General features: G+C 65.0%; 17 protein-coding genes, 1 tRNA gene and 4 pseudogenes. 9 read left to right on the forward strand and 13 right to left on the reverse strand.

What is annotated here, in order from left to right:
* The first annotated feature begins 9 nt into the window (after positions 1 to 9).
* A complete protein-coding gene (locus FUT88_RS03190; protein WP_147213786.1) occupies positions 10 to 2,169 on the forward strand; it encodes a phosphocholine-specific phospholipase C in 2,160 nt (719 codons plus the stop codon).
* A 570-nt stretch (positions 2,170 to 2,739) separates the two neighbouring features.
* Here FUT88_RS03190 and ampD read toward each other — a convergent pair.
* The 5 genes and pseudogenes from ampD to FUT88_RS03215 form a co-directional block, all read right to left on the reverse strand.
* Positions 2,740 to 3,336: a 1,6-anhydro-N-acetylmuramyl-L-alanine amidase AmpD gene (ampD, locus tag FUT88_RS03195; protein ID WP_147213787.1), complete on the reverse strand. Its 597-nt coding sequence runs from the start codon at positions 3,334 to 3,336 to the stop codon at positions 2,740 to 2,742.
* Complete coding sequence (locus tag FUT88_RS03200) at positions 3,329 to 4,954, reverse strand: sigma-54-dependent transcriptional regulator (protein WP_147213788.1); 1,626 nt, start codon at positions 4,952 to 4,954, stop codon at positions 3,329 to 3,331. Before FUT88_RS03200 ends, ampD begins: the two co-directional genes overlap by 8 nt.
* Before the next feature lie 39 nt (positions 4,955 to 4,993).
* Positions 4,994 to 7,050, reverse strand: a pseudogene (locus tag FUT88_RS03205) (ATP-binding protein).
* Positions 7,031 to 7,294: pseudogene (locus FUT88_RS26530) on the reverse strand (PP0621 family protein); the annotation flags it as partial. The pseudogenes FUT88_RS26530 and FUT88_RS03205, both read right to left, overlap by 20 nt.
* A gap of 45 nt (positions 7,295 to 7,339) precedes the next feature.
* Entirely contained in the window at positions 7,340 to 8,251 is a 912-nt protein-coding gene (locus FUT88_RS03215; RefSeq protein ID WP_147213789.1) for an inner membrane protein YpjD, read from the reverse strand.
* Between the two features lie 173 nt (positions 8,252 to 8,424).
* Between FUT88_RS03215 and ffh the strand changes: the two are divergent.
* Together ffh and FUT88_RS03225 are read left to right on the forward strand one after the other, a co-directional pair.
* Positions 8,425 to 9,839: pseudogene (ffh, locus tag FUT88_RS03220) on the forward strand (signal recognition particle protein).
* 68 nt (positions 9,840 to 9,907) lie between these two features.
* Entirely contained in the window at positions 9,908 to 10,456 is a 549-nt protein-coding gene (locus tag FUT88_RS03225; protein WP_147213790.1) for a hypoxanthine-guanine phosphoribosyltransferase, read from the forward strand.
* 66 nt (positions 10,457 to 10,522) lie between these two features.
* Here FUT88_RS03225 and FUT88_RS03230 read toward each other — a convergent pair whose 3' ends face one another.
* From FUT88_RS03230 to FUT88_RS03245, 4 genes are all read right to left on the reverse strand, one after another.
* A complete protein-coding gene (locus FUT88_RS03230) occupies positions 10,523 to 11,116 on the reverse strand; it encodes a MarC family protein (RefSeq protein WP_147213833.1) in 594 nt (197 codons plus the stop codon).
* 13 nt (positions 11,117 to 11,129) lie between these two features.
* A complete protein-coding gene (locus FUT88_RS03235) occupies positions 11,130 to 11,996 on the reverse strand; it encodes a 2OG-Fe(II) oxygenase (protein ID WP_147213791.1) in 867 nt (288 codons plus the stop codon).
* 66 nt (positions 11,997 to 12,062) lie between these two features.
* Positions 12,063 to 12,824, reverse strand: coding sequence for a lytic transglycosylase domain-containing protein (locus tag FUT88_RS03240; protein ID WP_147213792.1), 762 nt, complete (start codon positions 12,822 to 12,824; stop codon positions 12,063 to 12,065).
* Between the two features lie 22 nt (positions 12,825 to 12,846).
* A complete protein-coding gene (locus FUT88_RS03245) occupies positions 12,847 to 14,571 on the reverse strand; it encodes a proline--tRNA ligase (protein ID WP_147213793.1) in 1,725 nt (574 codons plus the stop codon).
* A 220-nt stretch (positions 14,572 to 14,791) separates the two neighbouring features.
* Here FUT88_RS03245 and FUT88_RS03250 point away from each other — a divergent pair, with 220 nt between their 5' ends.
* Positions 14,792 to 15,490, forward strand: coding sequence for an RNA pyrophosphohydrolase (locus tag FUT88_RS03250; RefSeq protein ID WP_147213794.1), 699 nt, complete (start codon positions 14,792 to 14,794; stop codon positions 15,488 to 15,490).
* A 5-nt stretch (positions 15,491 to 15,495) separates the two neighbouring features.
* On the forward strand, positions 15,496 to 16,125 hold the full coding sequence (locus FUT88_RS03255) for a CNP1-like family protein (RefSeq protein WP_147213795.1): 630 nt from the start codon (positions 15,496 to 15,498) through the stop codon (positions 16,123 to 16,125).
* A gap of 96 nt (positions 16,126 to 16,221) precedes the next feature.
* On the opposite strand, the gene proB is transcribed toward FUT88_RS03255, so the two are convergent.
* From proB to rplU, 4 genes are all read right to left on the reverse strand, one after another.
* Positions 16,222 to 17,346, reverse strand: coding sequence for a glutamate 5-kinase (gene proB / locus FUT88_RS03260; RefSeq protein ID WP_186829225.1), 1,125 nt, complete (start codon positions 17,344 to 17,346; stop codon positions 16,222 to 16,224).
* Positions 17,347 to 17,379: 33 nt separating this feature from the next.
* Complete coding sequence (gene obgE, locus FUT88_RS03265) at positions 17,380 to 18,474, reverse strand: GTPase ObgE (protein ID WP_147213796.1); 1,095 nt, start codon at positions 18,472 to 18,474, stop codon at positions 17,380 to 17,382.
* Positions 18,475 to 18,669: 195 nt separating this feature from the next.
* Positions 18,670 to 18,930 carry a 50S ribosomal protein L27 gene (gene rpmA, locus FUT88_RS03270; RefSeq protein WP_009241587.1) on the reverse strand — a complete coding sequence of 87 codons (261 nt, stop codon included), beginning with the start codon at positions 18,928 to 18,930 and terminating at the stop codon, positions 18,670 to 18,672.
* A gap of 37 nt (positions 18,931 to 18,967) precedes the next feature.
* Positions 18,968 to 19,279, reverse strand: coding sequence for a 50S ribosomal protein L21 (rplU, locus tag FUT88_RS03275; protein WP_004633023.1), 312 nt, complete (start codon positions 19,277 to 19,279; stop codon positions 18,968 to 18,970).
* A gap of 335 nt (positions 19,280 to 19,614) precedes the next feature.
* Between rplU and ispB the strand changes: the two are divergent.
* From ispB to pilB, 4 genes and pseudogenes are all read left to right on the forward strand, one after another.
* Positions 19,615 to 20,543 (forward strand): annotated as a pseudogene (ispB, locus tag FUT88_RS03280) (octaprenyl diphosphate synthase).
* Between the two features lie 26 nt (positions 20,544 to 20,569).
* A tRNA-Pro gene (locus FUT88_RS03285) sits at positions 20,570 to 20,646 on the forward strand.
* Positions 20,647 to 20,816: 170 nt separating this feature from the next.
* Positions 20,817 to 22,091: an HlyC/CorC family transporter gene (locus tag FUT88_RS03290; protein WP_147213797.1), complete on the forward strand. Its 1,275-nt coding sequence runs from the start codon at positions 20,817 to 20,819 to the stop codon at positions 22,089 to 22,091.
* Positions 22,092 to 22,349: 258 nt separating this feature from the next.
* Entirely contained in the window at positions 22,350 to 24,077 is a 1,728-nt protein-coding gene (gene pilB, locus FUT88_RS03295; RefSeq protein ID WP_147213798.1) for a type IV-A pilus assembly ATPase PilB, read from the forward strand.
* Positions 24,078 to 24,088 lie beyond the last annotated feature (11 nt).

A 24,088-nucleotide genomic window follows, 5' to 3' on the forward strand; every position in this document is an offset into this window, starting at 1 on the left:
GAGACCGACATGACTTCCGACACGAACCACGCCAACAACGGCAGCCGCCGCAACTTCCTCAAGATGGCCAGCACGGGGGCAATTTCCGCTGCCGCGCTCGCCGCCTTCCCGCCGTCGATCCGCCGTGCGCTGGCCATTCCCGCCAACAACGCCACCGGCACGATGCGCGACGTTGAACACGTGGTGATCCTGATGCAGGAGAACCGCTCGTTCGACAACTACTTCGGCACGCTGCAAGGCGTGCGCGGCTTTGGCGACCGCTTCCCCATCCCGCTGGCCGGCGGCCTGAACGTCTGGCAGCAGACCTACGTGCCAAGCAGCGGACCGAGCCGCACGGTGCTGCCGTATTACCTCGACAGCAGCGCCGGCAATGCGCAACGCGTGTCAGGCACGCCGCACAGCTACCCCGATGCGCAGAACGCGTGGGACCTCGGCCGCATGAGCAAGTGGCCGACCTACAAGCAGACGCAGTCGATGGGCTATTACAAGCAGGCCGAGCTGGACTTCCAGTTCGCGCTGGCCAACGCCTTCACGCTGTGCGATGCGTACCACTGCTCGTTCCACGGCGGCACCAACACCAACCGGCTGTTTCACTGGACAGGCACGAACGATCCGACCGGCGCGGCGGGCGGCCCCGTCATCGACAACAGCGGCGACCACCTCGACGCCAGCGTCACGTACAACTGGACGACCTACCCCGAGCGCCTGCAGGCGGCCGGCGTGTCGTGGAAGGTCTACCAGAACATGCCGGACAACTTCACCGACAACCCGCTCGCCGGCTTCAAGGCCTACCGCGATGCCAACGCCGCGCGCGGCAACCTGGCCGACGGCAGCCCGTTCCCGCCGTACACGCCGGCCGACGAAACCGTCAGCCCGCTCATCAAGGGCGTCGGCAACACCATGCCCGACGGCGGCTTCCTGCAGGCCTTGAAGGACGACATCGCCGCCGGCCAGCTGCCGCAGGTGTCGTGGATCGTCGCGCCGGCCACGTATTCCGAACACCCCGGTCCGTCGAGTCCCGTGCAAGGCGCGTGGTACACGCAGGAAGTGCTCAACGCGCTGACCGCCAACCCGGCCGTGTGGAGCAAGACCGTGCTGTTCATCAACTTCGATGAGAACGACGGCTTCTTCGACCACGTGCCGCCGCCCGCAGCCCCGGCCTACGACAACGGCGTGCTGGCCGGCAAGTCGACGGTGAGCACGGCCGGCGAATACCACACGGACCAACACCCCTACGGCCCCGGCCCGCGCGTGCCGATGTACATCGTTTCACCGTGGAGCCGCGGCGGCTGGGTCAACTCGCAGGCGTTCGACCACACCTCGGTGCTGCGCTTCCTGGAGCTGCGCTTCAACGTCAAGGAGCCGAACATCAGCGCATACCGCCGCGCGGTGCTGGGCGACCTGACCAGCGCCTTCAACTTCGTCAACCCGAACACCGAAACGCTGCCGACGCTGCCCAGCCGCGACAAGGCAACCGCCGACTCGATCCGCACCGCGCAAGGGTTGAAGCCGCAGGTGCCGCTGCCCTCCGTCACGGCGCAGCAGATGCCGACGCAAGCCACCGGCACCCGCCCCTCGCGCGCCTTGCCGTACGAGCTGCACGTCAGCGCGCGCGAAGACGCCACCAACCGCGCGCTCCGCCTGATCTTCAGCAACACCGGCACGGCGGCCGCCGTCTTCCACGTGTACGACCGCCTGCATCTGGACCGCGTGCCGCGTCGCTACGCGGTCGAGCCCGGCAAGATGCTCGACGACACCTGGGACGTGTTCACCGCCGACAAGGGCAAGTACGACCTGTGGGTGCTCGGCCCGAACGGCTTCCACCGCGCGTTCTCCGGCGATGTGAGCGCCGTGTCGGCAGCGGGTTCGAGCGCACCGGAAATCCGCGTGTGCTACGACCTGGCCAACGCCGAGGTCTACGTGACGATGATGAACACCGGCACCGCCGGCTGCACCTTCACCGTCAAGCCGAACGCGTACCGCAACGACGGCCCGTGGACGTTCGACATCCCGGCCGGCAAGCAGCTCGACCAGCACTGGCCGATCGCGCGCCAGGGCAACTGGTACGACTTCACGGTGACGGTGCCGCAAGGCGGCTTCACGCGGCGCTTTGCCGGCCGCATGGAAACCGGCAAGGACGGCGTGTCCGACCCGGCGATGGGCACTTGAGCCGGGTCGCGAAGTAGAAAGAGAGAAGCAGGGAAAGATGCGGGCAGCCTTCGAAAGCGGGCTGCCCGTTTCCGTTTCGGCGCTGCGTAGGGCGGGCAGCCTGCGACGTGTCGGCCTCGGAGGGTCGAGGGCCACGGTTTCACCCTCACGTTTGAGCCTCACATCCTGACGTTCGAGGCTTTTACCCGCACGCGTGGGGCTCAGACCGCCGTGTTCGGAGGTTCAACTGTTGTGCGCGAGCCTCCGACCCTGGAATCGTTCACGGATGGATCGACGAAATGACCCTCGGACGGTCGCGCTCCACGGTTTCACACTCGCACGCGAGCCTCGGACCGTGACGCTCCACGGTTTGACCGTCGCGCGTGAGCCTCAAACAGTGGACACATCGACAGTTTTACCCTCGTGCGCGACCCTCGGACTGTGGCGTTCCACGGTTTTAGGCTCGCGTGCGATGCCTGGACATTGACGTTCCAGAGTTTCACCCTCGCGCCTGAGTCTTGGAGGGTGACGCTCCACGGTTTTACCCTCGTACTTGAGCCGCAGACTGCGGGGCTTCAGAGAGTTGTCGCGTCAGAGCGCGTGCTGATACGGGAACAACGCCGCATTGAATCCGCCCAGCGCGCGCAGATGCGCCCAGTCGAAATGCGGTCCGGGGTCCGTCTTGCGGCCCGGGGCAATGTCCGAATGACCGGCAATCGCCGCAATTGGATACGCCGTGCAGATCGCACGCACAAGCGATGCCGTGGTGGCGTACTGCTCGGGCGTGAAGGGCAGATCGTCCGTGCCCTCGATTTCGATGCCGACCGAGAAATCGTTGCAGCGCGTGCGCCCGAAAAAGTCCGACGCACCGGCATGCCAGGCGCGCGCATCGCACGACGCAAATTGCACGCATTCGCCCGTGCGACGGATGAAGAAATGCGCCGACACGCGCACGCCGCGCAGCTGATCGAAGTACGGATGCGCGTCGCAGTCGAGCGTGTTGGTGAAGAAATCGAGGACGTGGTCGGTGCCGAAGTCCGCCGCGGATTGCGCAGGCGGCAGGCTGATGTTGTGCAGCACGATCAGGTCGATCGGCATGCCTTCGGGCCGTGCGTCGATATTTGGCGAGGGATGGCGGCGCGCGCCATCCACCCATCCGTCCGCGCCGATGTGCAACCGTTCAGGCATCGCCGTTCAGCCCATTTCCGGCCGTCTCGCCCACGCCGCCGGGCGGCACTTCAATGTCGCGCGGGTCACGAATGCCGAGCTGCTGCATGCGATAGCGCAACTGACGGAAGGAGAGCCCAAGCAGCTTGGCGGCGGCCGTGCGGTTGAAGCCGGTCTGGTCCAGCGCGGCGAGGATCACGTTGCGCTCGACCGACTCCAGGTAGGCCGGCAGGTCGATCGGCAGCGAAACGCTCGGCAGAGCCGGCTCCGCCGGCTGCGCAGCGGGTGCCGGCTCGGGCTGCGCCATCGGTTGCGGCACGCCCATGGGGCTTTGCACCGGCGCCGGCATGTAGACGGCATCGGGCCAGCTCGCCATCGGCGCGGGCGACATCGGGTGATGGCCGGCCGCGGCAGCCTGCGCCTCGCGCGTGCGATGGAACAGCGGCGAGCGTTCGATCTCGGCGCCCAGCGCGCCAAGGTCGTCCACGTCGATCGACTCGCCTTCCGCAAAGGCGTAGGCGCGCTCCAGCAGGTTCTCCAGCTCGCGCACGTTGCCCGGGAACGGATACGCACACAGTTGCTGCAGCGCCGGTCGCGTCAGGCGTTTTGGGCGCGGATCGCCGTAGCGGCTGGCGAGCTGCTCGAGCAGCACACCGGCCAGCACGGGCACGTCTTCGGCGCGCTCGCGCAGCGTGGGCATGCGCAGTTCCAGCACGTTCAGGCGATAGAACAAGTCTTCGCGGAAACGGCCGGCGGCCACCAGCCGCGCAAGGTTCTGGTGGCTCGCACACACGACGCGCACGTCGACGGGATCTTCACGGCTTTCGCCGATCTTGCGCACGCGGCGCTCCTGCAACGCGCGCAGCAATTTCACCTGCATCGTAAGCGGCAGGTCGGCCACCTCATCGAGCATGAGCGTGCCGCCGTTGGCGGCCTGGAAGAAGCCTTGGCGGTCGCTGTCTGCGCCGGTAAAGGCGCCCTTCACGTAGCCGAAAAACTCGGCTTCCATCAGGTTTTCGGGAATCGCGCCGCAATTGACCGCCACGAACGGCCGCGCCGCGCGCGACGACAACGCATGGATGGCGCGCGCTGCACGCTCCTTGCCGCTGCCCGATTCGCCGCTGATCACCACCGGCGCCATGCTGCGCGCCAGGCGCATCAGCGAACGGCGCACTTCCTGCATCGCGGCGGAATGGCCCGGCAGCAGATCGTTGGTGCGCTCGGCCAGATCGGCGTTGCCCGGATCGGGGTCGCGCTGCTGACGGCCCAGCGCATTCAGCACGAGGCTGCGCAGCTGGTCGAGCGAAAGCGGCTTGGCGATGTAATCGAATGCGCCGGCCTTGAGCGCTTCCACCGCGTTCTCGGCGCTGCCATAGGCCGTGATGACGGCCACGGGCGTGCGGTCGGCCGTGGCGGAAAGCTGGCGCACGAGTTCAATGCCCAGGCCATCACCCAGGCGCATGTCGGTCAGCACCAGCGCAAAGCGCTGGCGGGAAAGCGCCTCGCGCGCCTCGGCCAGCCCGCTGGCGAGCACGACGTCGTGCCCCATGCGGCGCAGGGAAATTTCCAGCAGCTCGCGCAGGTCGGCTTCGTCATCGACGACGAGAATGGGTTCGCGAACGATGGCGGCTTTGGACATGGATCAGCAGAAGATCGGCGGAAATGCGCGGCCGGCGGACTATTCCGTTACGGCCAAGGCAGGTTGATCAAACATCAGGGTGATGACGAAGGCGCGGCGCGGCAACGTGTCGCGCGCCTCCATGGTCAACGCTCCGGTGCGATCGAGCAAGGATTCCAGTGCGATGGCACCGTAGCGGATCTGCGCATCGTTGGCGCTACACAACTCGCGCGCCATGTAGAGGCCCAGGCCAGTGCCTTGTGCGTCATTCGTGAAGAACGGCTCGAACAGGCTGCGTTGCTGCTCGGTAGGCACTTCGGGCCCGTCGTTCCAGATCACGAGTTCAGCGTGGGTGTCGTCCAGCGCGTAGGCCGCGAGTTGGATCGAGCCGGGAACGCGGCGGCAATAACGCAGCGCGTTGTCGAGCATGTTGCCCACCACCTGCTGCAACTGCGCCGGGTCGAACAGCACGGGCTTGTCGAGGTCGACGGCCACGCGCACGAGGTTCGGGTTGATCTCGGTGGCTTCGCCTGCGCGGCGCAGGGCCTCGGCACGCCAGCGCTCGACAACCTCCGGCAGCACTTGGGCCAGTTGCACGCGCACACGCTCCCCACGCGGGCGGCGCGAGAGCATCAGCACGTCAGCGACCACCTGGTCGAGCCGGCGCACGTTATCCCGGATGATGCGCAGCAGGCGCGTCTCCACGCCGGAGCTTTCCGGGCGCGGGTGCGCCCCGCCATCCTGGCCGTCGCCCGGATCGTCCAGCAGTTCGGCGGCCTGGCTGATCGCGGCCAGCGGGTTGCGGATCTGGTGCGCAACGCTGGCCACCAGCCGCCCCATCGAGGCCAGCTTTTCCTGTTGCGCCTGCTCCGCCACACGTTCCCAGCTTTCCACGTGGACCAGCACGGTGTCGTGCAACTCGTGGCGCAGAAAGGCTTCGTCGTCGCCGACCAGCCCTGCGAGATGGCGTCGGCCGATGGAATGCGCGGACGCACCTCGCCGCCCTCACCCGGCAGGCCCAGACCGATCGAGCTGACCAGGCTATCCATGTAGACGCTGCGCAGGTTGGCCAGGCTCGGCAGGATGAAGCGCAGGCGCAGGCGGGCGCTCAACATGGCGCGGCCTGCCCGGCCGCCCGCAGCGATAGGCAACAGATCCAGGATGCGCGGTGCATCGTCGTCGCCGGTGCCGTCGGTCGGACGGCTCTTGCGGCGCAGCCACTGGCGCAGCGTTTCGAGCAACGGGCGCAGGTGCGGCACGTCCTTCAGGTCGAACAACATCGCGCCGCTGCCGACAAAGGCGCTCTGCGGCACGCCCAGCAACATGGCTGCGGCCGGGTTGGCGGCAACGACGCGGCCATCGGCGCGCACGAGCATCACGCCGTCCTGCATGTCGTAGACCATCAGGCGGTTGACCAGCTGTTGCAGGCGCAGCTCGCGCTCGCGGGCCATCGTCAACCGTTCCTGCGCGATCTGGCGGTGCGACAGGCCGTACATCATCGACGCGGCCATCATGTAGACCAGGCCGTAGAGCCCCGCGGATGCCAGCCCCGGCGCAATCACGCCGTCGCTCATCATCTGCAGGAACGGATCGGCCAGCACCACGATGGATGCCACTGCCGCCGTGAACAGCGCAAACAGCAGGCTGGTAAGCGCGCCGGCGGCCAACACCGGCACCAGCAACACCATCGCCACGCTGGCCGACAAATGCGAGAGCGTGGCGTACGCCAGCCCCAGGAACAGCAGATCGAGCACCACATCGAGCCGCACGCGGAATTGGAATCGCGTGCGCCACCATCCGGCTGCGGCCAAGATCAGCAGGGCCATCGCCAGATACGGCAGCGTCAGGCTGAGCAGCGCGTCGCTATTTGCCGGGCCGACCGCTTCGTTGTGCTCGCGCGGCACCATCACGAACAACAGCAGCACGAGCGCCACGGCGGCGCGGCTGAAAGCGAAATAGCGCAGCAGGCGCCACTGGAATTCAGGCGGATCGGGCTCCAGCCAGACCGATCGCAAGGCGCGCCAGGCGTTCAGGCGCGAGAGCAGGCTGCGCGCGCCGGACGGCGTTGCCCGCGCGGCACCCGACGCTTCGGGCGCATGCGTTGCCCCGGTCAGCATGCTCGGGGCAACGATAGCGGCCGCCGCCTAGCGCGATCATGTTGGTGCGCGGCGCGTGCACGCCGCACACGGCACATTGCTCGATGGGTTGGGAGGTCTGAGGCTCAGGCGTGCGCTTGGCTGTGCCCTGTCCGCGCGAGGCGGACTGCCCTTGCCCCGAGGAGCGGGACGGCCGCGTCCCAAGGCGGCTCAACCACCACCAGCCGGCGAGCAGCATCAGGATCAGCAGGACAGGACGGGACATGGGGAACAGGCAAGAACAAGTAGCAGCGCAAGCGCCAGGAACGCGCTAGGCGCGATGCAGGATGACTTCGAGCACGAAGCGGCTGCCCACGTATGCCAGCAGCAGGGTCGCAAAGGCGGCCATCACCCAGCGCAGCGCAATGCGTCCGCGCCAGCCGCGAAAACGCCGCCCGACCAGGATGCCGCCGAACATCGCCCACGACAGCACGGCAAAGATGTTCTTGTGATCGAAATGGAAGGCGCTGTGGAACAGCTGTTCGGAGAACAGCACGCCCGACGCGATCGTCAGCGTCAGCAAGACAAAGCCCGCCCCGATCAGCCGGAACAGCAGTTTTTCGAGCGTCAGCAGCGGCGGCAACAGATCGAGCCAGCGGCTGAACCAGCCTGTCTCTGCGGGGCGGTTGATGGTGTGCAGGCGGCGCTCTGCGGCCAGCATCAGGATCGCGTGGAATGCCGCCAGCGTGAACAGCCCATAGGCGACGTTGGCAATGGCGAAGTGCAGCTTGAACAGCGGGCTGGCCGCATAGCCGAGAATTTGCGTGCCTGGAAAGGCCAACGGCAACAGGCTTCCGACCAGCGCCACCGGCATCACCAGCAGGCCGAGGCCGGCCAGGGAGAAGAAGAGACTCTCGATCCAGAAAATGCCCACGCCCAGCCATAGCATGGCCGACAGCGCGTACGCAAAGCCAAATACCATGGCGCTGGCCGGGAAAATCGTCTCGTGCAACAGCAACCCATGCGCAACCAAAGCGGCCAGCAAGCCCCAGCGCCACCAACCGGGGACCGTGTCGGCAGCGCCCGGCGGCGGCGGAACGAGCACCGTGGCACCCGGCGACTGACCGCCTGCCGCCATGGCTCCCGCCGGGGCCTGGGCACCCAGCCCGCCGCGTCGCGCCCACGCTACCGAAGCGAGGATGCCGTAGAGAAGCGCCGTCAGCGCATACAGTACAATTGACATTTGCACAGTTTACCGCAGCGCACCCCAGTTTTGGCTGGGCCTGCCCTCCTTCGAAAGTCTTGTCGGACGGCAACGCAACATGCGCGCATTAAGCACATTCCCAGCCGGTGCAAGTTGAACGCGCGCCGGTCTTCTCTTCATCCCGTCCCCAATTCCGGATTCCTGTCACTGTCATGCTGGATAACCTGACCCAACGGCTCGCGCGCGTGGTCAAGACCATGCGCGGCGAAGCGCGCCTGACCGAAGCCAACACCGCCGAGATGCTGCGCGAAGTTCGCATGGCGCTGCTCGAAGCCGACGTGGCGCTGCCGGTCGTGCGCGAGTTCATTGCCCGCGTCAAGGAAAAGGCCCTCGGCGAAGACGTCATCACCAGCCTTTCGCCCGGCCAGGCGCTGGTCGGCATCGTGCAGCGCGAGCTGACGGCCATCATCGGCGGCCAGGAAGCGCTGGAAGGCGTCGGCAGCAACATCATGGGCGGCCGCGCGGCGAGCTGAACCTCAACGTCACGCCGCCAGCGATCATCCTGATGGCCGGCCTGCAGGGCGCCGGCAAGACCACCACGGTCGGCAAGCTCGCCAAGTGGCTCAAAGAGAACAAGAAGAAGAAAGTGCTGACGGTGTCGTGCGACGTGTATCGCCCCGCCGCCATCGCGCAGTTGAAGACCGTTTCCGAGCAGGTCGGCGCAGACTTCTTCCCCTCGCAACCCGACCAGAAGCCGGTCGACATTGCGGCAGCAGCCCTGGACTGGGCCAAGAAGCACTATCACGACGTGCTGATCGTCGATACGGCCGGCCGCCTGGGCATCGACGAGGCGATGATGCAGGAGATCGCCGCGCTGCACGCCCGGCTCAAGCCGGCCGAAACGCTCTTCGTGGTCGACGCGATGCTCGGCCAGGATGCCGTCAACACCGCCAAGGCGTTCAACGACACCCTGCCGCTGACCGGCGTGGTGCTGACCAAGCTCGACGGCGATGCGCGCGGTGGCGCGGCGCTGTCGGTGCGTCACATCACGGGCAAGCCGATCAAGTTCGTCGGTGTGGCCGAAAAGCTCGACGGGCTGGAACCGTTCTATCCCGACCGCATGGCCCAGCGGATTCTGGGCATGGGCGACATCCTTGCGCTGGTGGAGGAAGCCCAGCGCGGTGTCGACATGGAAGAGGCGCAGAAGCTTGCCGCAAAGATCAAGAAGACCGGCGGCTTCGACCTCGAAGATTTCAAGGCGCAGATCGGCCAGATGAAAAAGATGGGCGGCCTGGGCAGCCTGATGGACAAGCTGCCGGCGCAGCTCGCGCAGCAGGCGCAAGGTGCCAACATGGACCAGGCCGAAAAGCAGGTCCGCCGCATGGAAGGCATCATCAACAGCATGACGGCTGCCGAGCGCGCCAAGCCTGAACTGATCAAGGCGAGCCGCAAGCGCCGCATTGCCGCGGGCGCGGGCGTGCAGGTGCAGGAAGTCAACCGTCTGCTCAACCAATTCGAGCAGATGCAAGGCATGATGAAAAAGCTCAAGGGCGGCGGCATGATGAAGATGATGCGCGCCATGGGCGGCATGAAAGGCGGCATGAAGGGGCTGTTCGGCGGCCGCTGAGCGGGCTACCCTCCTTCCTGAATCGCACTTTTGATCGACACACCGAACCGTTTCACCGAACTGACACGATGCTGAGCGCAGAACAGGCCCGCGAACTCTGGGCCAACTCCGAAGAAATCGTCAGCGAAGACGCCGTGCGCGGCTCGCTGGACCGCATGGCCCAAGAGATCACCGAGAAGATCGGCGACACGTTCCCGATGGTCCTGTCCGTGATGGGCGGCGCGGCCGTCTTTACCGGCATGCTGCTGCCCAAGCTGGCCTTCCCGCTGGAGTTCGACTACATCCACCTCTCGCGCTACAACAACACGACGGTGGGCGGCGAGATGCAGTGGCGCGTGGCGCCGCGCGAGTCGGTCAAGGGCCGCACGGTGCTGGTGCTCGACGACATCCTCGACGAAGGCGAGACGATGGCCGCCATCCGCTCGCGCATCATCGACATGGGTGCCGCCGAGTTCTACTCCGCCGTGCTGTGCGAGAAGACGCTCAGCAAGTCCAAGCCGCTGTACCCCGACTTCTGCGGCTTCAACGTGCCCGATCGCTACGTGTTCGGCTGCGGCATGGACGCCAAGGGCTACTGGCGCAACCTGCCGACCATCCGCGCGCTCAAGAACACCTGACGCAGCACCGCGGCAAGCAAAAAGGGCGACACCTCAGTCGCCCTTTTTTTGTTGCCCGCGCGCGGTTCAGAGTTGATGCGCGAACGTACGGATGCCCTTGAGCAGCATCTCCACCGAGATCGCGACGAGGATGAGCCCCATCAGCCGCTCGAACGCCATCACCGTGCGCTCGCCCACGAGGCGCTGGATGTGCGTGGCGCTCAGCAGCACTACGGCGCACACGGCCATCGTCGCGCATAGCGAACCGACCCACGTCCACATGCGGCCCGGCGCCTGCGACACCAGCAGCATCACCGTGGCCATCGCCGATGGCCCCGCGATGGCCGGGATCGCCAGCGGCACGATGAAGGGCTCGCCCGTGGGCTGAGAATCGGCAGCGCCTTCACGCGGGAAGATCATCCGCAGCGCGATCAGGAAGAGCACGATGCCGCCGGCAATCTGCAGCGACATGTCGGTCAGGCTCATCATGCGCAGGAAGCTCTCGCCGAAGAACATGAAGACGAGCAGCAGCACAAACGCAATGCCGACCTCGCGCAGCACGACGCGGTTGCGGCGCTCGGGGGCCACTGGCCGCAGCGCAGAGATGAAGATCGGAATGTTGCCGAGCGGATCGGTGATCAGCACCAGCAGGACGGTCGCCGAGAGAAACGTGTATTCCATCACCTGACGTCGATCAGGCGCCGCGACGATAGGGACGTTCACGCAGCCATTTGGTGGCGATCCACTTCTCGCCACGCTCCACCGGCAGGCCGGCGTGCAGCGTGTCTTCATCCAGCGTGCCGTCGGGCCGCTTGTAGACGAAGAAGACGGCGTTGCCCTTGACCGGCGCCACCTCCAGCCCGAGCTTCGGAAAGCCCGTCGCGCCGCCGGCTGGCACGCTGTTCAGGTAGATGACCATCGTGGCCACGCGCTGACCGCCCACTTCAAGCTGGCGCGCCTCGCCGCTGCGCCCCGGGTTGAAGAAATCGAAGTGCGGCTGATATTCGCCGCCGGGCTGGTAGTTCAGCACCTGGAAGCCTTCGCCGTGTTCGACCGGCACGCCCACCGCCTGTGCGATGCGCGCTTCGATCTTGGCGATCAGCGGGTGCTCGCCGACCTGGAACATCCCGCCCTGGCTGGTCCGGGCCGAGATCAGGTTTTCCTCGCCGGTATCGGGGTTCACGACGGGTGAACGCTTGAGGCGATTGCGCCCGATCGCGATCAGCTCGTCACACTCCTGGTCCGACAGAAAGTGCTGGAACAGCACGATGCGCGGCGTCTCGATTGCAAACAGGATCGGGATGTCGCCATCCGCGGTATGCACTGCGTTGCTGTTTTCGACGGACTGATCGGCAACGGGCGTCGGCGCGGGGGCGGCAAGCGGAGCAGGCGCGCGGCTGGCCAGCGCCTCATCGACGACACGGCGCGCAAAGGCGCGGTCGTAGCCGGATTGCACCATCGAAGCCACCAGGGATTCGGCCTCGAAACCTTCGGTCACGTGACGCTGCAGCCAGTCGCGCAGCGCGTCAGACATGGTCGCGTACGGTTGGGTGGTGGACATGCGGGATGGAGATGCGGGCGAGCGAGAGATGGCCCTATTGTAGGCCGACCGTTCGCCGACTGAAGATCACGAACCGCCAGCCGGACCGCCAGCAATACGTAGCGGCGAGAACGGATTGCGCGCCGGCACTTCCGGCAACGTCTTGGCACGCGCAGCCGGCACAGCGGGCTCGGCAGGCACCGGCGCCGACACCGTCATCGCACTCGACTCCTGATACTGCCAGCGCTTCCAGGCGGCAAGCACGGCATTCGGATACTGCGGCTGGCCCCGGCTGCCGTTGTAGCGGCCCAGCGCCAGGTACAGATTGCCGCCTTCCATGTCGAGGTAATGACGCAGGATCGTGCAGCCGTAGCGCAGGTTGCTCTGCAGATGGAAGAGCTTGCGGGAGTCGTTGTCGCCGATGCTGCGCGTCCAGAACGGCATGACCTGCATCAGGCCCATCGCACCGGCGCTGCTGATGGCGTACTTGCGAAAACCGCTTTCCACCTGGATGAGGCCGAGCACCAGCGCCGGGTCGAGGCCAGCGCGCTTGGCTTCGTAATACGCCGTCTCGATCAGTTCGACGCGTACCGACGCCTGCGGAATCTTGCCCGACATGCGCACCGACATCTCGGCCAGCCAGCGCAGGTAGCCGAGTTGCTCGTCGTTGCTGGCAAATACGGGGCGCAGCGGGCGGCTGTCGGCCACCGCGGCAGACAACGCGCTGCGCACGGAGTCCGCCAGGTATTCCTCTTTCTGGGCGCCTGCCCACGCCGCCTGCGTGCCCGCGAGCAACGCCCCCGCGCACAGCGCAGCGGCGATCGGGCGGGCAGAGAACAAGCGGCGCATGCGGTGCAGTCCTGTTATTGCGTTATTGCGCGAGACGCGCCTTCAGCGTGGCCAGCACGTCGGCCGGTGCCACGGCGGTCGCGGCTTCGTCGCGGCGGCCCTGGAATTCCAGCTTGCCTTCCTTGAGGCCGCGGTCGCCCACCACCACGCGGAACGGCACGCCGATCAGTTCCCAGTCGGCAAACATCGCGCCGGGGCGCTCGCCGCGGTCGTCCAGCATCACGTCGATGCCGGCGGCAACGAGTTCGGCGTGCAGGCGGTCGGCTTCTTCTCGCACGGCGTCGGAGCGGTCGTAACCCACGGGGCAGATCACCACCTGGAACGGCGCAATCGAGGCCGGCCAGATGATGCCGCGCGCATCGTAGTTCTGCTCGATGGCCGCACCCAGGATCCGCGTGATGCCGATACCGTAGCAGCCCATCACCATCGGCTGCGTCTTGCCGTTTTCATCGAGGAACGTCGCGTTCATCGCCTCGGAGTAGCGCGTGCCCAGCATGAAGACGTGACCGACTTCGATGCCTCGGCAGATCGCCAGCGTGCCCTTGCCGTCCGGCGAGGGATCGCCGGCCACCACGTTGCGCAGGTCGTAGACCTCGGGCTCGGGCAGATCACGGCCCCAGTTCACGCCAGTGAAGTGGTAATCCTCTTCGTTGGCGCCGACCACGAAATCGCTCATGGCAGCCGCCGTGCGATCGGCCACCACCTTCACGGGCAGCTTGGTACCGATCGGGCCGAGATAGCCAGGGCGCGTGCCGAATGCACGCAGGATTTCGCCTTCGCTGGCAAAGCGGAAGTCGGCCAGGCCGGGCACCTTCGATGCCTTGACCTCGTTGAGTTCATGGTCGCCGCGCAGCAGCAGCAGCCAGATCTGGGGTTCGCCGCCCTCGACTTCGGTGGCCAGCACGATGGACTTGATCGTGCGCTGCAGCGGAATCCCCAGTTGTTCGGCAACGGCCTCGCACTTGGCGCGGCCAGGCGTATGCGTCTTGGTGAGCGCCTCGGCGGCGGCACCACGCGGTGCGGCCGGAGCGACGGCTTCCGCAGCCTCGATGTTGGCGGCGTAGTCCGAATCCGGGCAGTAGATGATGGCGTCTTCGCCCGTATCGGCAATCACGTGGAATTCGTGCGAGCCCGACCCGCCGATGGCGCCGTTATCGGCAGCCACGGCACGGAATTCCAGGCCGAAGCGCTGGAAGATGCGCGTGTAGGCGTCGTACATCTTCTGATATGACACCTTCAGGCCTTCGGCGTCGCGGTCGAAGGAGTACGCGTCCTTCATCGTGAATTCGCGGCCGCGCATGATGCCGAAACGCGGACGGCGCTCGTCACGGAACTTGGTCTGGATCTGGTAGAAATTGACCGGCAGCTGCTTGTACGAGCGGATTTCGGTGCGCGCGATGTCGGTCACAACTTCCTCCGACGTCGGCTGCATGACGAAGTCACGCTCGTGGCGGTCCTTGAAGCGCAGCAGCTCATCGCCCATCTTGTCCCAGCGGCCGGTCTCCTGCCACAGCTCGCCCGGCTGCACCACCGGCATCAGCACCTCCACCGCGCCGGCGGCATTCATTTCCTCACGCACGATCTGCTCGACCTTGCGGATCACGCGCAGACCCACGGGCATGTACGTATAGAGGCCCGCGCCAAGCTTCTTGATCATGCCGGCACGCATCATCAACTTGTGCGAGACGATCTCCGCGTCGGCGGGCGCTTCCTTGAGCGTGGAAATGAAGAATTGGGACGCTTTCATGCGACTGACAATAAGGGATGACGCGGCCAACCAAAGCCGCGAAAACAAGGGCAAAAGCCACCGGAATCAGGAGATGAGACGAGGCGCCAGGCGCACATTCGCGCAATCGGCACCCCTCCCCCAGGAGGCGCGAGTGAGCGGCAACATTTCGGCTTCTGTGACAGCCGAGCGACGGGCCGCTCTATAATCGTCGTAATTCTAAAGTATTCGAGGTGCAGTCATGCTCGATCGTGAAGGCTTCCGCCCGAACGTCGGCATCATCCTCATCAACGCAAGAAACGAGGTGTTCTGGGGCAAGCGCATTGGCGAGCACTCCTGGCAGTTTCCACAAGGCGGCATCAAGTACGGCGAGACGCCCGAACAAGCGATGTTCCGCGAACTGCACGAAGAAGTCGGCCTGTTGCCAGAACACGTCCGGATCGTCGGTCGCACGCGCGACTGGCTGCGGTATGAGGTGCCGGACAAGTTCATCCGCCGCGAAATACGCGGCCACTATCGGGGCCAGAAACAGATCTGGTTCCTGCTGCGCATGGTCGGTCGCGACTGCGACATCCAGCTGCGCGCCACCGAGCATCCGGAATTCGATGCGTGGCGGTGGAGCCAGTACTGGGTGCCGCTCGAAGCCGTCATCGAGTTCAAGCGCGAGGTGTATCAGCTGGCGCTGTCGGAGCTTTCGCGCTTCGTGCAACGTCAGACCCGCGCGCCGCTGTCGCCCTACGGACGCGGCGGCCAGCACCGAGAGCGCGACGCACGCGATAACCGCGAACGTTCCAGCAGCCAGGGCGGCCGGAACGAACAGCACGCCCAGCCGGCCCTGACCGTCACCACCACGACGGTCATCGTCGAAACGGTGAGCGTATCCGCGCCGGCCCCTTCCTCTCCCAACCCTGACGACACGGCTCCCAAGGACAATTCGTGAATCTGATGACGACGACACGTGGAGCGCGCCGCGCTCTCGTGCCGCTCGCGCTGGCGGCTGCGCTGGCGTTGACGGCATGTGGCCATAACCGCACCGGCGACCTCGAAGACCGGCTGTTGATGGACCCATTCAACGACAAGCCTTTCAAGGAAGATGCCGTGACCTTCCCGGCCCCGCCGGTCGATCGTGATGCCGTGCCGTTCGATGTGGGCGGCCGAAGCGACTCGCCGCTGCGCTTCGCCATCGATCCGAAATCGGTGTCGATCGGCAAGGACAACGTGGTGCGGTACACCGTACTGATCACCAGCAAGACCGGCGCGCGCAACGTGAACTACGAAGGCCTGCGCTGCGACACGGCCGAGCGGCGCATCTATGCGACGTTGCGCAACGACACCAACCAGTGGGTCGGCAACCGCGCGGTCGACATGAACGAAACGGCGAATGCCGAATCGGCAAGCATGAACGCCTACAAGCCCGCGACGGATTGGCAACGCGTTGGCAATGGCGGGCCGACGGACTATGCGTCGGCGCTGATGCGCTCGTACTTCTGCGACGTGCGTTCGGTAGCGGGAGATGGAAAGGCCTCTACGCTGGTGCAACGGTTGGGGCAGAGCGGCCGGTATTTCGGGCCCTGAGCGGCGGACGCCCGCGTACAGCATCATCTGCCTCAAACACAAAGGCCAACCTCGCAGGGTTGGCCTTTTGTTTTGATGCGCAGCCGAGCGGCTGGATCAGAGCAGCACCAGGTTGTCCCGGTGCACCAGCTCCGCGGCGCTGACGTAACCAAGCACCGCCTCAATCTCCGAGGACGCCTTGCGTGCGATCAGCCGCGCCTCAGCCGACGAATAGTTCGTCAGCCCGCGCGCCACTTCACGGCCCGCCGCGTCCACGCAAGAAATCACCTCGCCGCGCGCGAATTCGCCCTGCACTTCCGTCACGCCGATCGGCAGCAACGACTTGCCGCCGGCCGTGAGTTTTTCCACCGCACCGGCATCCAGCACCACGCGACCGCGCAGCTGCAGGTGGTCGATCATCCACTGCTTGCGCGCCGTCATCCGCCCCGTCGGCGCGCGGAGCTGCGTGCCGATGGCCTCGCCGGCAGCCAAGCGCGCAAGCACGTCAGGTTCACGACCCGAAGCAATGATGGTATGCGCGCCCGACTTGGCCGCGCGCTTCGCCGCCAGAATCTTCGTCAGCATGCCGCCCTTGCCGATGCTCGAACCAGCGCCGCCGGCCATCTGTTCAAGGTCGGGCGTGCCGGCTTGCGCTTCGTCGACAAACCGGGCGCCGGGATCCTTGCGCGGATCAGCGGTGTACAGACCGCGCTGGTCGGTCAGGATGATCAGCGCGTCGCCTTCGATCAGGTTGGTGACGAGCGCGCCCAGCGTGTCGTTGTCGCCGAACTTGATTTCATCGGTGACGACCGTGTCGTTCTCGTTGATGATCGGCACGACACCAAGGCTCAGCAGCGTGAGCAGCGTGGAGCGTGCATTGAGATAGCGCTCGCGATCGGCCAGGTCGCCATGCGTGAGCAGAACCTGCGCCGTGCGGATGCTGTGCCGCGCGAACTCGGATTCGTACACCTGCGCCAGCCCCATCTGCCCGACAGCGGCGGCGGCCTGCAACTCGTGGATTTCCTTCGGACGCTTGGCCCAGCCCAAGCGCTGCATGCCCTCGGCGATGGCGCCTGAACTGACCAGCACGACTTCCTTGCCAGCCGCCCGTAGCGCCGCGATTTGCGCGGCCCAGCGGGCAATGGCAGCCTGGTCGAGGCCACGGCCGTCGTTGGTAACCAGGCTGGAACCGACCTTGACGACAAGGCGGCGCGCATCGGCAATCAGCGAATGCAGGGCCATGGTGGGCGTGTCTCCGAAGGATGTTTGTTGTGTTTACGCTTGATCGTCGTGGTCGACGTTGTGCAGGCTCGGGTCCAGACGCTGGTCGGGCGCGGCAGCCGCGGCATCTTCTTCGGCGCGCAACTCGTCGAGGTATTCCTGAATCGCGTGGACAAGCGCCTGCGTGCCATCGTGCGTCAACGCAGAAATGCGATGCACGGGCCCCTTCCACTTGAAGCGCTTCACGAAGTCCTTCACGCGCGCTTCGCGTTCGTCCTCGGGCACCATGTCGAGCTTGTTGAGCACGAGCCAGCGCGGCTTGTCGAAGAGTTCAGCGTCGTATTTCTTCAGCTCGCCGACAATCGCCTTGGCTTCGGCCACCGGGTCGACGCTCTCGTCGAACGGGGCAAGATCGACCACATGCAGCAGCACGCGCGTGCGTTGCAGATGCCGCAGGAACTGATGCCCCAGACCGGCGCCTTCCGCTGCGCCCTCGATCAGACCAGGAATGTCGGCCACCACGAACGACTTCGACGGGCCCGTCCGGACCACGCCGAGGTTCGGGTGCAGCGTCGTGAACGGGTAGTCGGCAATCTTCGGGCGCGCGTTGGAAATCGCGGTGATCAGCGTCGACTTGCCGGCATTCGGCATGCCGAGCAGACCCACGTCGGCCAGCACCTTCAACTCCAGGCGCAGGTTGCGGCGCTCACCGGCCTTGCCGTCGGTCTTCTGGCGCGGTGCGCGGTTGGTACTCGACTTGAAGTGGATGTTGCCCCAGCCGCCCTCGCCGCCCTGCGCCAGGCACAGGCGCTGCCCGTGGACGGTCAGGTCGGCGATCAGCTCTTCCGTGTCGGCATCGTAAATGGCCGTGCCCACAGGCATGCGCAGCGTGATGTCGTCGCCTGCAGCGCCGTAGCAGTCGGCGCCCCGGCCGTTTTCGCCGTTGCGCGCGAGATGCTTCTTGGCAAAGCGGTAGTCGATCAGGGTGTTGATGTTGCGGTCAGCCACGGCCCACACGCTGCCGCCACGCCCACCGTCGCCGCCGTCGGGTCCGCCGAACGGGACGAATTTCTCGCGGCGCATCGAGGCGCTGCCGTTGCCGCCGTCACCAGCGATCACTTCAATCCGGGCTTCGTCGATGAACTTCATGGAGGTCTCCGCCCGTGCGGCGTGCGCACGGCAGGTAAAAAGGAAATCGGCGCCACTCGCGCCATTGCTAACAGAACGCGCCTGGAAACACGCGCCAAGAGCAGCGTGCCGCCCAGGATCGGGGTCGCGTTTTGTTAGCAGCCAGAAACGAAAAAGCCCCGCACGGGTGCGGGGCCTTTCTACTACAAGGCTGAATCAGGCCGCCGGAACAACGTCGACGAACTGCTTCTTGCCTTCGCCGCGGGTGGCGAACTTCACGTGGCCATCGACCAGCGCGAAGAGGGTGTGGTCCTTGCCCATGCCCACGTTCACGCCAGCGTGCGTGCGGGTGCCGCGTTGGCGAACGATGATGCCGCCAGCGTTGATGGCTTGGCCGCCGTACACCTTCACGCCCAGGCGCTTCGACTCGGAATCGCGGCCGTTCCGTGTGGAACCGCCGCCTTTTTTCTGTGCCATGACTGAACTCCTATCCGGTTACGTAGACGACGCAGCCTTAGGCCACGATCGAGTCGATACGCAACTCGGTGTAATTTTGACGATGCCCTTGGCGCTTTTGATAGTGCTTACGACGGCGCATCTTGAAGATGTGCACTTTGTCGTGACGACCGTGGGAGATGACGGTGGCTTTGACGGCAGCCCCGCTCACCAGCGGCGCACCAACCTTGAGTTGGTCGCCGGCGCCCACTGCGAGCACCTGGTCAAGCGTGATTTCTGCGCCAACGTCCGCCGGTATCTGTTCTACTTTCAGTTTTTCGCCAGCAGCAACCTTGTATTGCTTACCGCCGGTTTTTACGACCGCGTACATTGTCGGACCTCGATAAAAGAACTAAAACGTGACTCTTGTGCCACTCGCAGCCCACATGCGCAGACAGCGGACACAGAGAACTCGCAACTATACAAGAAAACCCAAGCAAATCAAAGACTAATCGAGTTACGAGGGTGCTGCGCCCACGCAACAGCCAGCCGCGCCATGCATCCACCGCCGCGCCATCGGGCGAACTGCCTGCTTGCTCTATAATCTCGCGGTTTTTTGCGTCGCATCGATCGCGCGCAAGTCGACCATCAGCTCCACGCCTTCTGTCGGAATTCGCCTTGACCCAGACCTCCGCCTCCGTCCTGCTCGCCCCTGTCGCTGAAGACATGCGCGCCGTCGATGCCGTGATCCGCCGCCGCCTGGGCTCGGAGGTGGTGCTGATCAACCAGATCGGCGAATACATCATCAGCGCCGGCGGCAAGCGCCTGCGCCCCGTGATTCTGTTGCTGGTGGCGAATGCGCTCGGCTACAAGGGCGAGCATCAGCACGAGCTGGCTGCCGTGGTCGAGTTCATCCACACCGCCACGCTGCTGCACGATGACGTGGTCGACGAATCCGACCTGCGCCGCGGACGCAAGACCGCCAATGCGGTATTTGGCAACGCTGCGAGCGTGCTGGTGGGCGACTTCCTGTATTCGCGCGCCTTCCAGATGATGGTGCAGGCCAACAGCATGCGCATCATGCAGATCCTGGCCGACGCGACCAACATCATCTCCGAAGGCGAAGTTCTGCAGCTGCTGAACATGCACGATCCGGACGTGACGGAAGAGCGCTACCTGCAGGTCATCCGCTACAAGACCGCCAAGCTGTTCGAGGCGGCCGCGCAGATCGGCGCGGTGCTCTCGGGCGCGGACGCGCGACCGAAGAAGCCGCGGCTGAATATGGCCGCCGCATCGGCACGGCGTTCCAGATCGTCGACGACCTGCTCGACTACACGTCCACCGCCGACCAGATGGGCAAGAACGCTGGCGACGACCTGCGCGAAGGCAAGCCGACGCTGCCGCTCATCCATCTGCTATCGAACGGCACGGAAGAACAGCGCGCGCTGGTGCGCCAAGCCATCGAGCAAGGCGGCACGGAACATTTCGACGCCATCTTCGCGGCCATCCAGGCTTCCGGCGCGCTGGAGTACACGCGCCAGGCCGCCGAGCGCGAAGCCGCTGCCGCCGAAGCAGCAGCAAACGCATTACCCCCTTCCCTTTTCCGTCAGACGCTGATAGACTTGTGTGCTTTCTCGCTGCAACGTCAGTCCTGACACGCACGAGATCTGTGAAGAAGCATCGGGGTGTAGCTTAGCCTGGTAGAGCGCTACGTTCGGGACGTAGAGGCCGGAGGTTCGAATCCTCTCACCCCGACCAGAAATTCCCTTGTCGATCAAGGACATCAAGCCCAGCAATTGCTGGGCTTTTTTGTTTCTGAACGACCACCCGAGGGGAATCTGCATTCGCTGCATGCGCAACGGCTGCCCGCATCGGCGCGGCAAACCCCTCTGTTATAGTGGGCGCTTCGCCGCCCCTCCTCTCCTGCCTTGGACTCTTGGCCGCTCTGGGCACAAATCGGCGCCGTCGTGGTGCTATTGTGCTGCTCCGCCTTCTTCTCGATTTCCGAAACTGCGATGATGGCGCTCAACCGCCATCGCCTGCGGCATCTTGCCAAGTCCAACGTATCGGGCGCGCGCAATACGCAGCAGTTGCTCGGTCAGACCGACAAGCTCCTCTCGCTCATCCTGATCGGCAACAACCTGATCAACACCGCCGTGCCGGTGCTGATCACCACCCTGGCGATCCACTACTTCGGCAACAACGGAACGACGCTGTCGATTGCCACGGCCATCGTCGCGTTTCTGATCATCGTGTTCGCCGAAATCGCCCCGAAGATCGTGGGCGCGACTTACCCCGAGCGCGTTGCGTTTCCCGCCAGCTTCATCATCAAGCCGCTGATGCAGGTTTCGACGCCGCTGGTCGCGGTGGTCAACGCGTTTGCAATGGGGGTGCTGCGGCTGGTGCGCATCAATACGCGCAAGGCGCCGGAGCAGCGCATGTCGACCGAGGAATTGCGCACGCTGGTCCTGGAATCAGGCAATTTCATTCCGCACAAGCACCGCAGCATCCTGCTCAACCTGTTCGATCTGGACGCCATCACCGTGGACGATGTGATGACGCCGCGCGCCCGGGTGGAATCGCTCGACCTGTCGCGCCCGATCGAGGAAGTCATCCAGCAGCTCGAAACCTGCTACCACAACAAGCTGCCGGTGTTCGAGCAGGACAGCGATCAGGTGATCGGCATCCTGCACGTGCGCAAGGCGCTGTCGCTGCTGGGGCACACCGAACTTACGCACGACGATTTCCGCGGCCTGCTCGCCGAGCCGTATTTCGTGCCGAGCGGCACGCCCGTCTTCCGGCAACTACAGTACTTTCAGGAGAACCGCCGCCGCCTTGGCCTGATCGTCAATGAATACGGCGACATGCTCGGGCTGGTGACGCTCGAAGACATCATCGAAGAGATGATCGGCGAATTCACCACCACGCTGCCCAACGCCGGCAAGCTGGCCTGGGACAAGGAAGGCACTTATCTTGCGGATGCGGGAATGTCGTTGCGCGACGTGAACCGGCGCTTGGGGCTGAGCCTGCCGACCGACGGCCCGAAGACCCTCAACGGACTGGTACTCGAAGTGCTGGAAGAGATTCCGGAGGCGACGGTTAGCGTGAAGATTGCGAACTGCGTGATGGACATCGTCCAGATGGACAGCCAGTCGATCCGCACGGTACGGCTGCATCGGCCGCCGCAGTCAAAGCGCAGTTGACGCCACACCCGAGGCCAAACGCTTCAGTTCGGGCGGTTTTCTGCCGATGTGGCACAAATGCAAGCTGCGCTTTGATGTGCGCTTTACAAATGCAGGGGCGGTCGGCAAACTGCCCCGGTTCCGGGCACCACCCCCCACGAATGGGTGGGTACCGGCTGCAGAACCTATAACAATCGCCTTGGGGGGCGAGCGCGCGCTTGAGGCAGTGGGGCCCGGCGCACGCTGAAATGGTCAGCTTCAGCCTGACGGACTGGACTCATGACACTCGGACTCGCTCTTGCGCAGAGCCGGCGGATCGCACCGACGCTACTGACTCAGCTCGAACAGAGCGCGCGTGAAAAACGCACGCAACTGATCGACGAACTGGTAGGCAGCGGAATCATGAGTGCGCATGACCTCGCCGTGTTCGTGGCCGGCAAGTACCAGATGCCGTTGCTGGACCTCGCCCAGTACAAGCTCGACACTGTGCCGGCCGTGCTGTCGGCCAACAAGCACTTCGCCCAGTTGCGCCTGTTGCCGCTAGGCCGCCGCGAAAACCGCCTCATTCTCGCCACATCCGACCCGAGCGACCCCAAGCCGATCGAAGAGCTGCGTCAGAAGATGAACGTGGCCATCGAAACGGTGATCGTCGAGCACGACAAGCTGGTCCGCCAACTCAGCCTCGCCAACGAGGCCCCGGCCGAGATCAAGTCGCTCTTCCCCAAGCAGGAAGCCACGCAGATCGAGTACGACCCGGGCGCCGCTGCCGCCACGCGTCGCACAACCACCGATGGCATCGACGATGCCCCCGTGGTGCGCTTCCTGCAGAAGCTCTTTACCGAGGCCCTGTTGCGCGGCGCGTCGGACTTGCATTTCGAGCCGTTTGAAACGTTTTACCGCGTGCGTTTCCGCATCGACGGCATCCTCGCGCAGGTCGCACAGCCACCGCTGGATATCCGCGACAAGATTGCCACCCGGATCAAGGTGCTCTCGCGCCTGGACATCTCGGAAAAGCGCGTGCCGCAAGACGGCCGCATGAAGCTGCTGATCACTGTCCCGAAAGACCGCAAGGACAAGGACAACAAAGAGACGATCGAACGCGCCATCGACTTCCGGGTGTCGACGCTGCCGACGCTGTTCGGCGAGAAGATCGTGATCCGGATTCTGGAGTCGTCCACCGAACGGCTCGATATCGACCAGCTCGGCTACGAGCCCGAGCAAAAGCAGTTGCTGCTCGACGTGATCAAGCGGCCGTACGGGATGGTGCTGGTGACCGGCCCGACGGGCTCAGGCAAAACGGTGTCGCTGTACACCTTCCTGAACCGGCTGAACCAGGGCGACATCAATATCTCCACAGCCGAAGACCCGGCGGAAATCCAGTTGCCGGGCATCAACCAGGTCAACGTGAACGACAAGGCGGGGCTGACCTTTGCAGCGGCGCTGAAGTCGTTCCTGCGGCAGGATCCGGACATCATCATGGTGGGCGAAATCCGGGACCTGGAAACGGCTGATATCTCGATCAAGGCCGCGCAGACCGGTCACCTGGTGTTTTCGACGCTGCACACCAACGACGCGCCGACGACGCTGACCCGCCTGATGAACATGGGCGTGGCGCCGTTCAACATCGCATCGTCGGTGCTGCTGATCACGGCGCAGCGCCTGGCGCGACGGCTGTGCAAGGAATGCAAGAAGCCCGGTCCGCTGCCCAAGGAGACGCTGCTCGACGCGGGCTTCACCGAGGCCGACCTCGACGGCTCGTGGCAGCCGTATCACCCGGTCGGTTGCGAGGTCTGCAACGGCAGCGGTTACAAGGGCCGCGTCGGCATCTACCAGGTCATGCCGATTACCGAAGCGATCCAGGAAATCATTCTCACGCACGGCACGGCGCTGCAGATCGCCGAGCAGGCGCGCAAGGAAGGCGTGCTGTCGCTGCGCGAATCGGGCTTGCGGAAAGTAAAGCAGGGGCTGACTTCCCTTGAGGAAGTACTGGCCACCACGAACCAATAACCTTCTCGATC

The sequence above is a fragment of the Ralstonia sp. TCR112 genome (assembly GCF_007997035.1).
Lineage (GTDB): Bacteria > Pseudomonadota > Gammaproteobacteria > Burkholderiales > Burkholderiaceae > Ralstonia > Ralstonia edaphi.

Bases quoted from the DNA above. Each gene is read 5' to 3' on its own strand.
- FUT88_RS03190 (WP_147213786.1), top strand. From the start codon at position 10: ATGACTTCCGACACGAACCACGCCAACAACGGCAGCCGCCGCAACTTC.
- ampD (WP_147213787.1), bottom strand. From the start codon at position 3,336: ATGCCTGAACGGTTGCACATCGGCGCGGACGGATGGGTGGATGGCGCG.
- FUT88_RS03200 (WP_147213788.1), bottom strand. From the start codon at position 4,954: ATGTCCAAAGCCGCCATCGTTCGCGAACCCATTCTCGTCGTCGATGAC.
- FUT88_RS03215 (WP_147213789.1), bottom strand. From the start codon at position 8,251: ATGTCAATTGTACTGTATGCGCTGACGGCGCTTCTCTACGGCATCCTC.
- FUT88_RS03225 (WP_147213790.1), top strand. From the start codon at position 9,908: ATGCTGAGCGCAGAACAGGCCCGCGAACTCTGGGCCAACTCCGAAGAA.
- FUT88_RS03230 (WP_147213833.1), bottom strand. From the start codon at position 11,116: ATGGAATACACGTTTCTCTCGGCGACCGTCCTGCTGGTGCTGATCACC.
- FUT88_RS03235 (WP_147213791.1), bottom strand. From the start codon at position 11,996: ATGTCCACCACCCAACCGTACGCGACCATGTCTGACGCGCTGCGCGAC.
- FUT88_RS03240 (WP_147213792.1), bottom strand. From the start codon at position 12,824: ATGCGCCGCTTGTTCTCTGCCCGCCCGATCGCCGCTGCGCTGTGCGCG.
- FUT88_RS03245 (WP_147213793.1), bottom strand. From the start codon at position 14,571: ATGAAAGCGTCCCAATTCTTCATTTCCACGCTCAAGGAAGCGCCCGCC.
- FUT88_RS03250 (WP_147213794.1), top strand. From the start codon at position 14,792: ATGCTCGATCGTGAAGGCTTCCGCCCGAACGTCGGCATCATCCTCATC.
- FUT88_RS03255 (WP_147213795.1), top strand. From the start codon at position 15,496: ATGACGACGACACGTGGAGCGCGCCGCGCTCTCGTGCCGCTCGCGCTG.
- proB (WP_186829225.1), bottom strand. From the start codon at position 17,346: ATGGCCCTGCATTCGCTGATTGCCGATGCGCGCCGCCTTGTCGTCAAG.
- obgE (WP_147213796.1), bottom strand. From the start codon at position 18,474: ATGAAGTTCATCGACGAAGCCCGGATTGAAGTGATCGCTGGTGACGGC.
- rpmA (WP_009241587.1), bottom strand. From the start codon at position 18,930: ATGGCACAGAAAAAAGGCGGCGGTTCCACACGGAACGGCCGCGATTCC.
- rplU (WP_004633023.1), bottom strand. From the start codon at position 19,279: ATGTACGCGGTCGTAAAAACCGGCGGTAAGCAATACAAGGTTGCTGCT.
- pilB (WP_147213798.1), top strand. From the start codon at position 22,350: ATGACACTCGGACTCGCTCTTGCGCAGAGCCGGCGGATCGCACCGACG.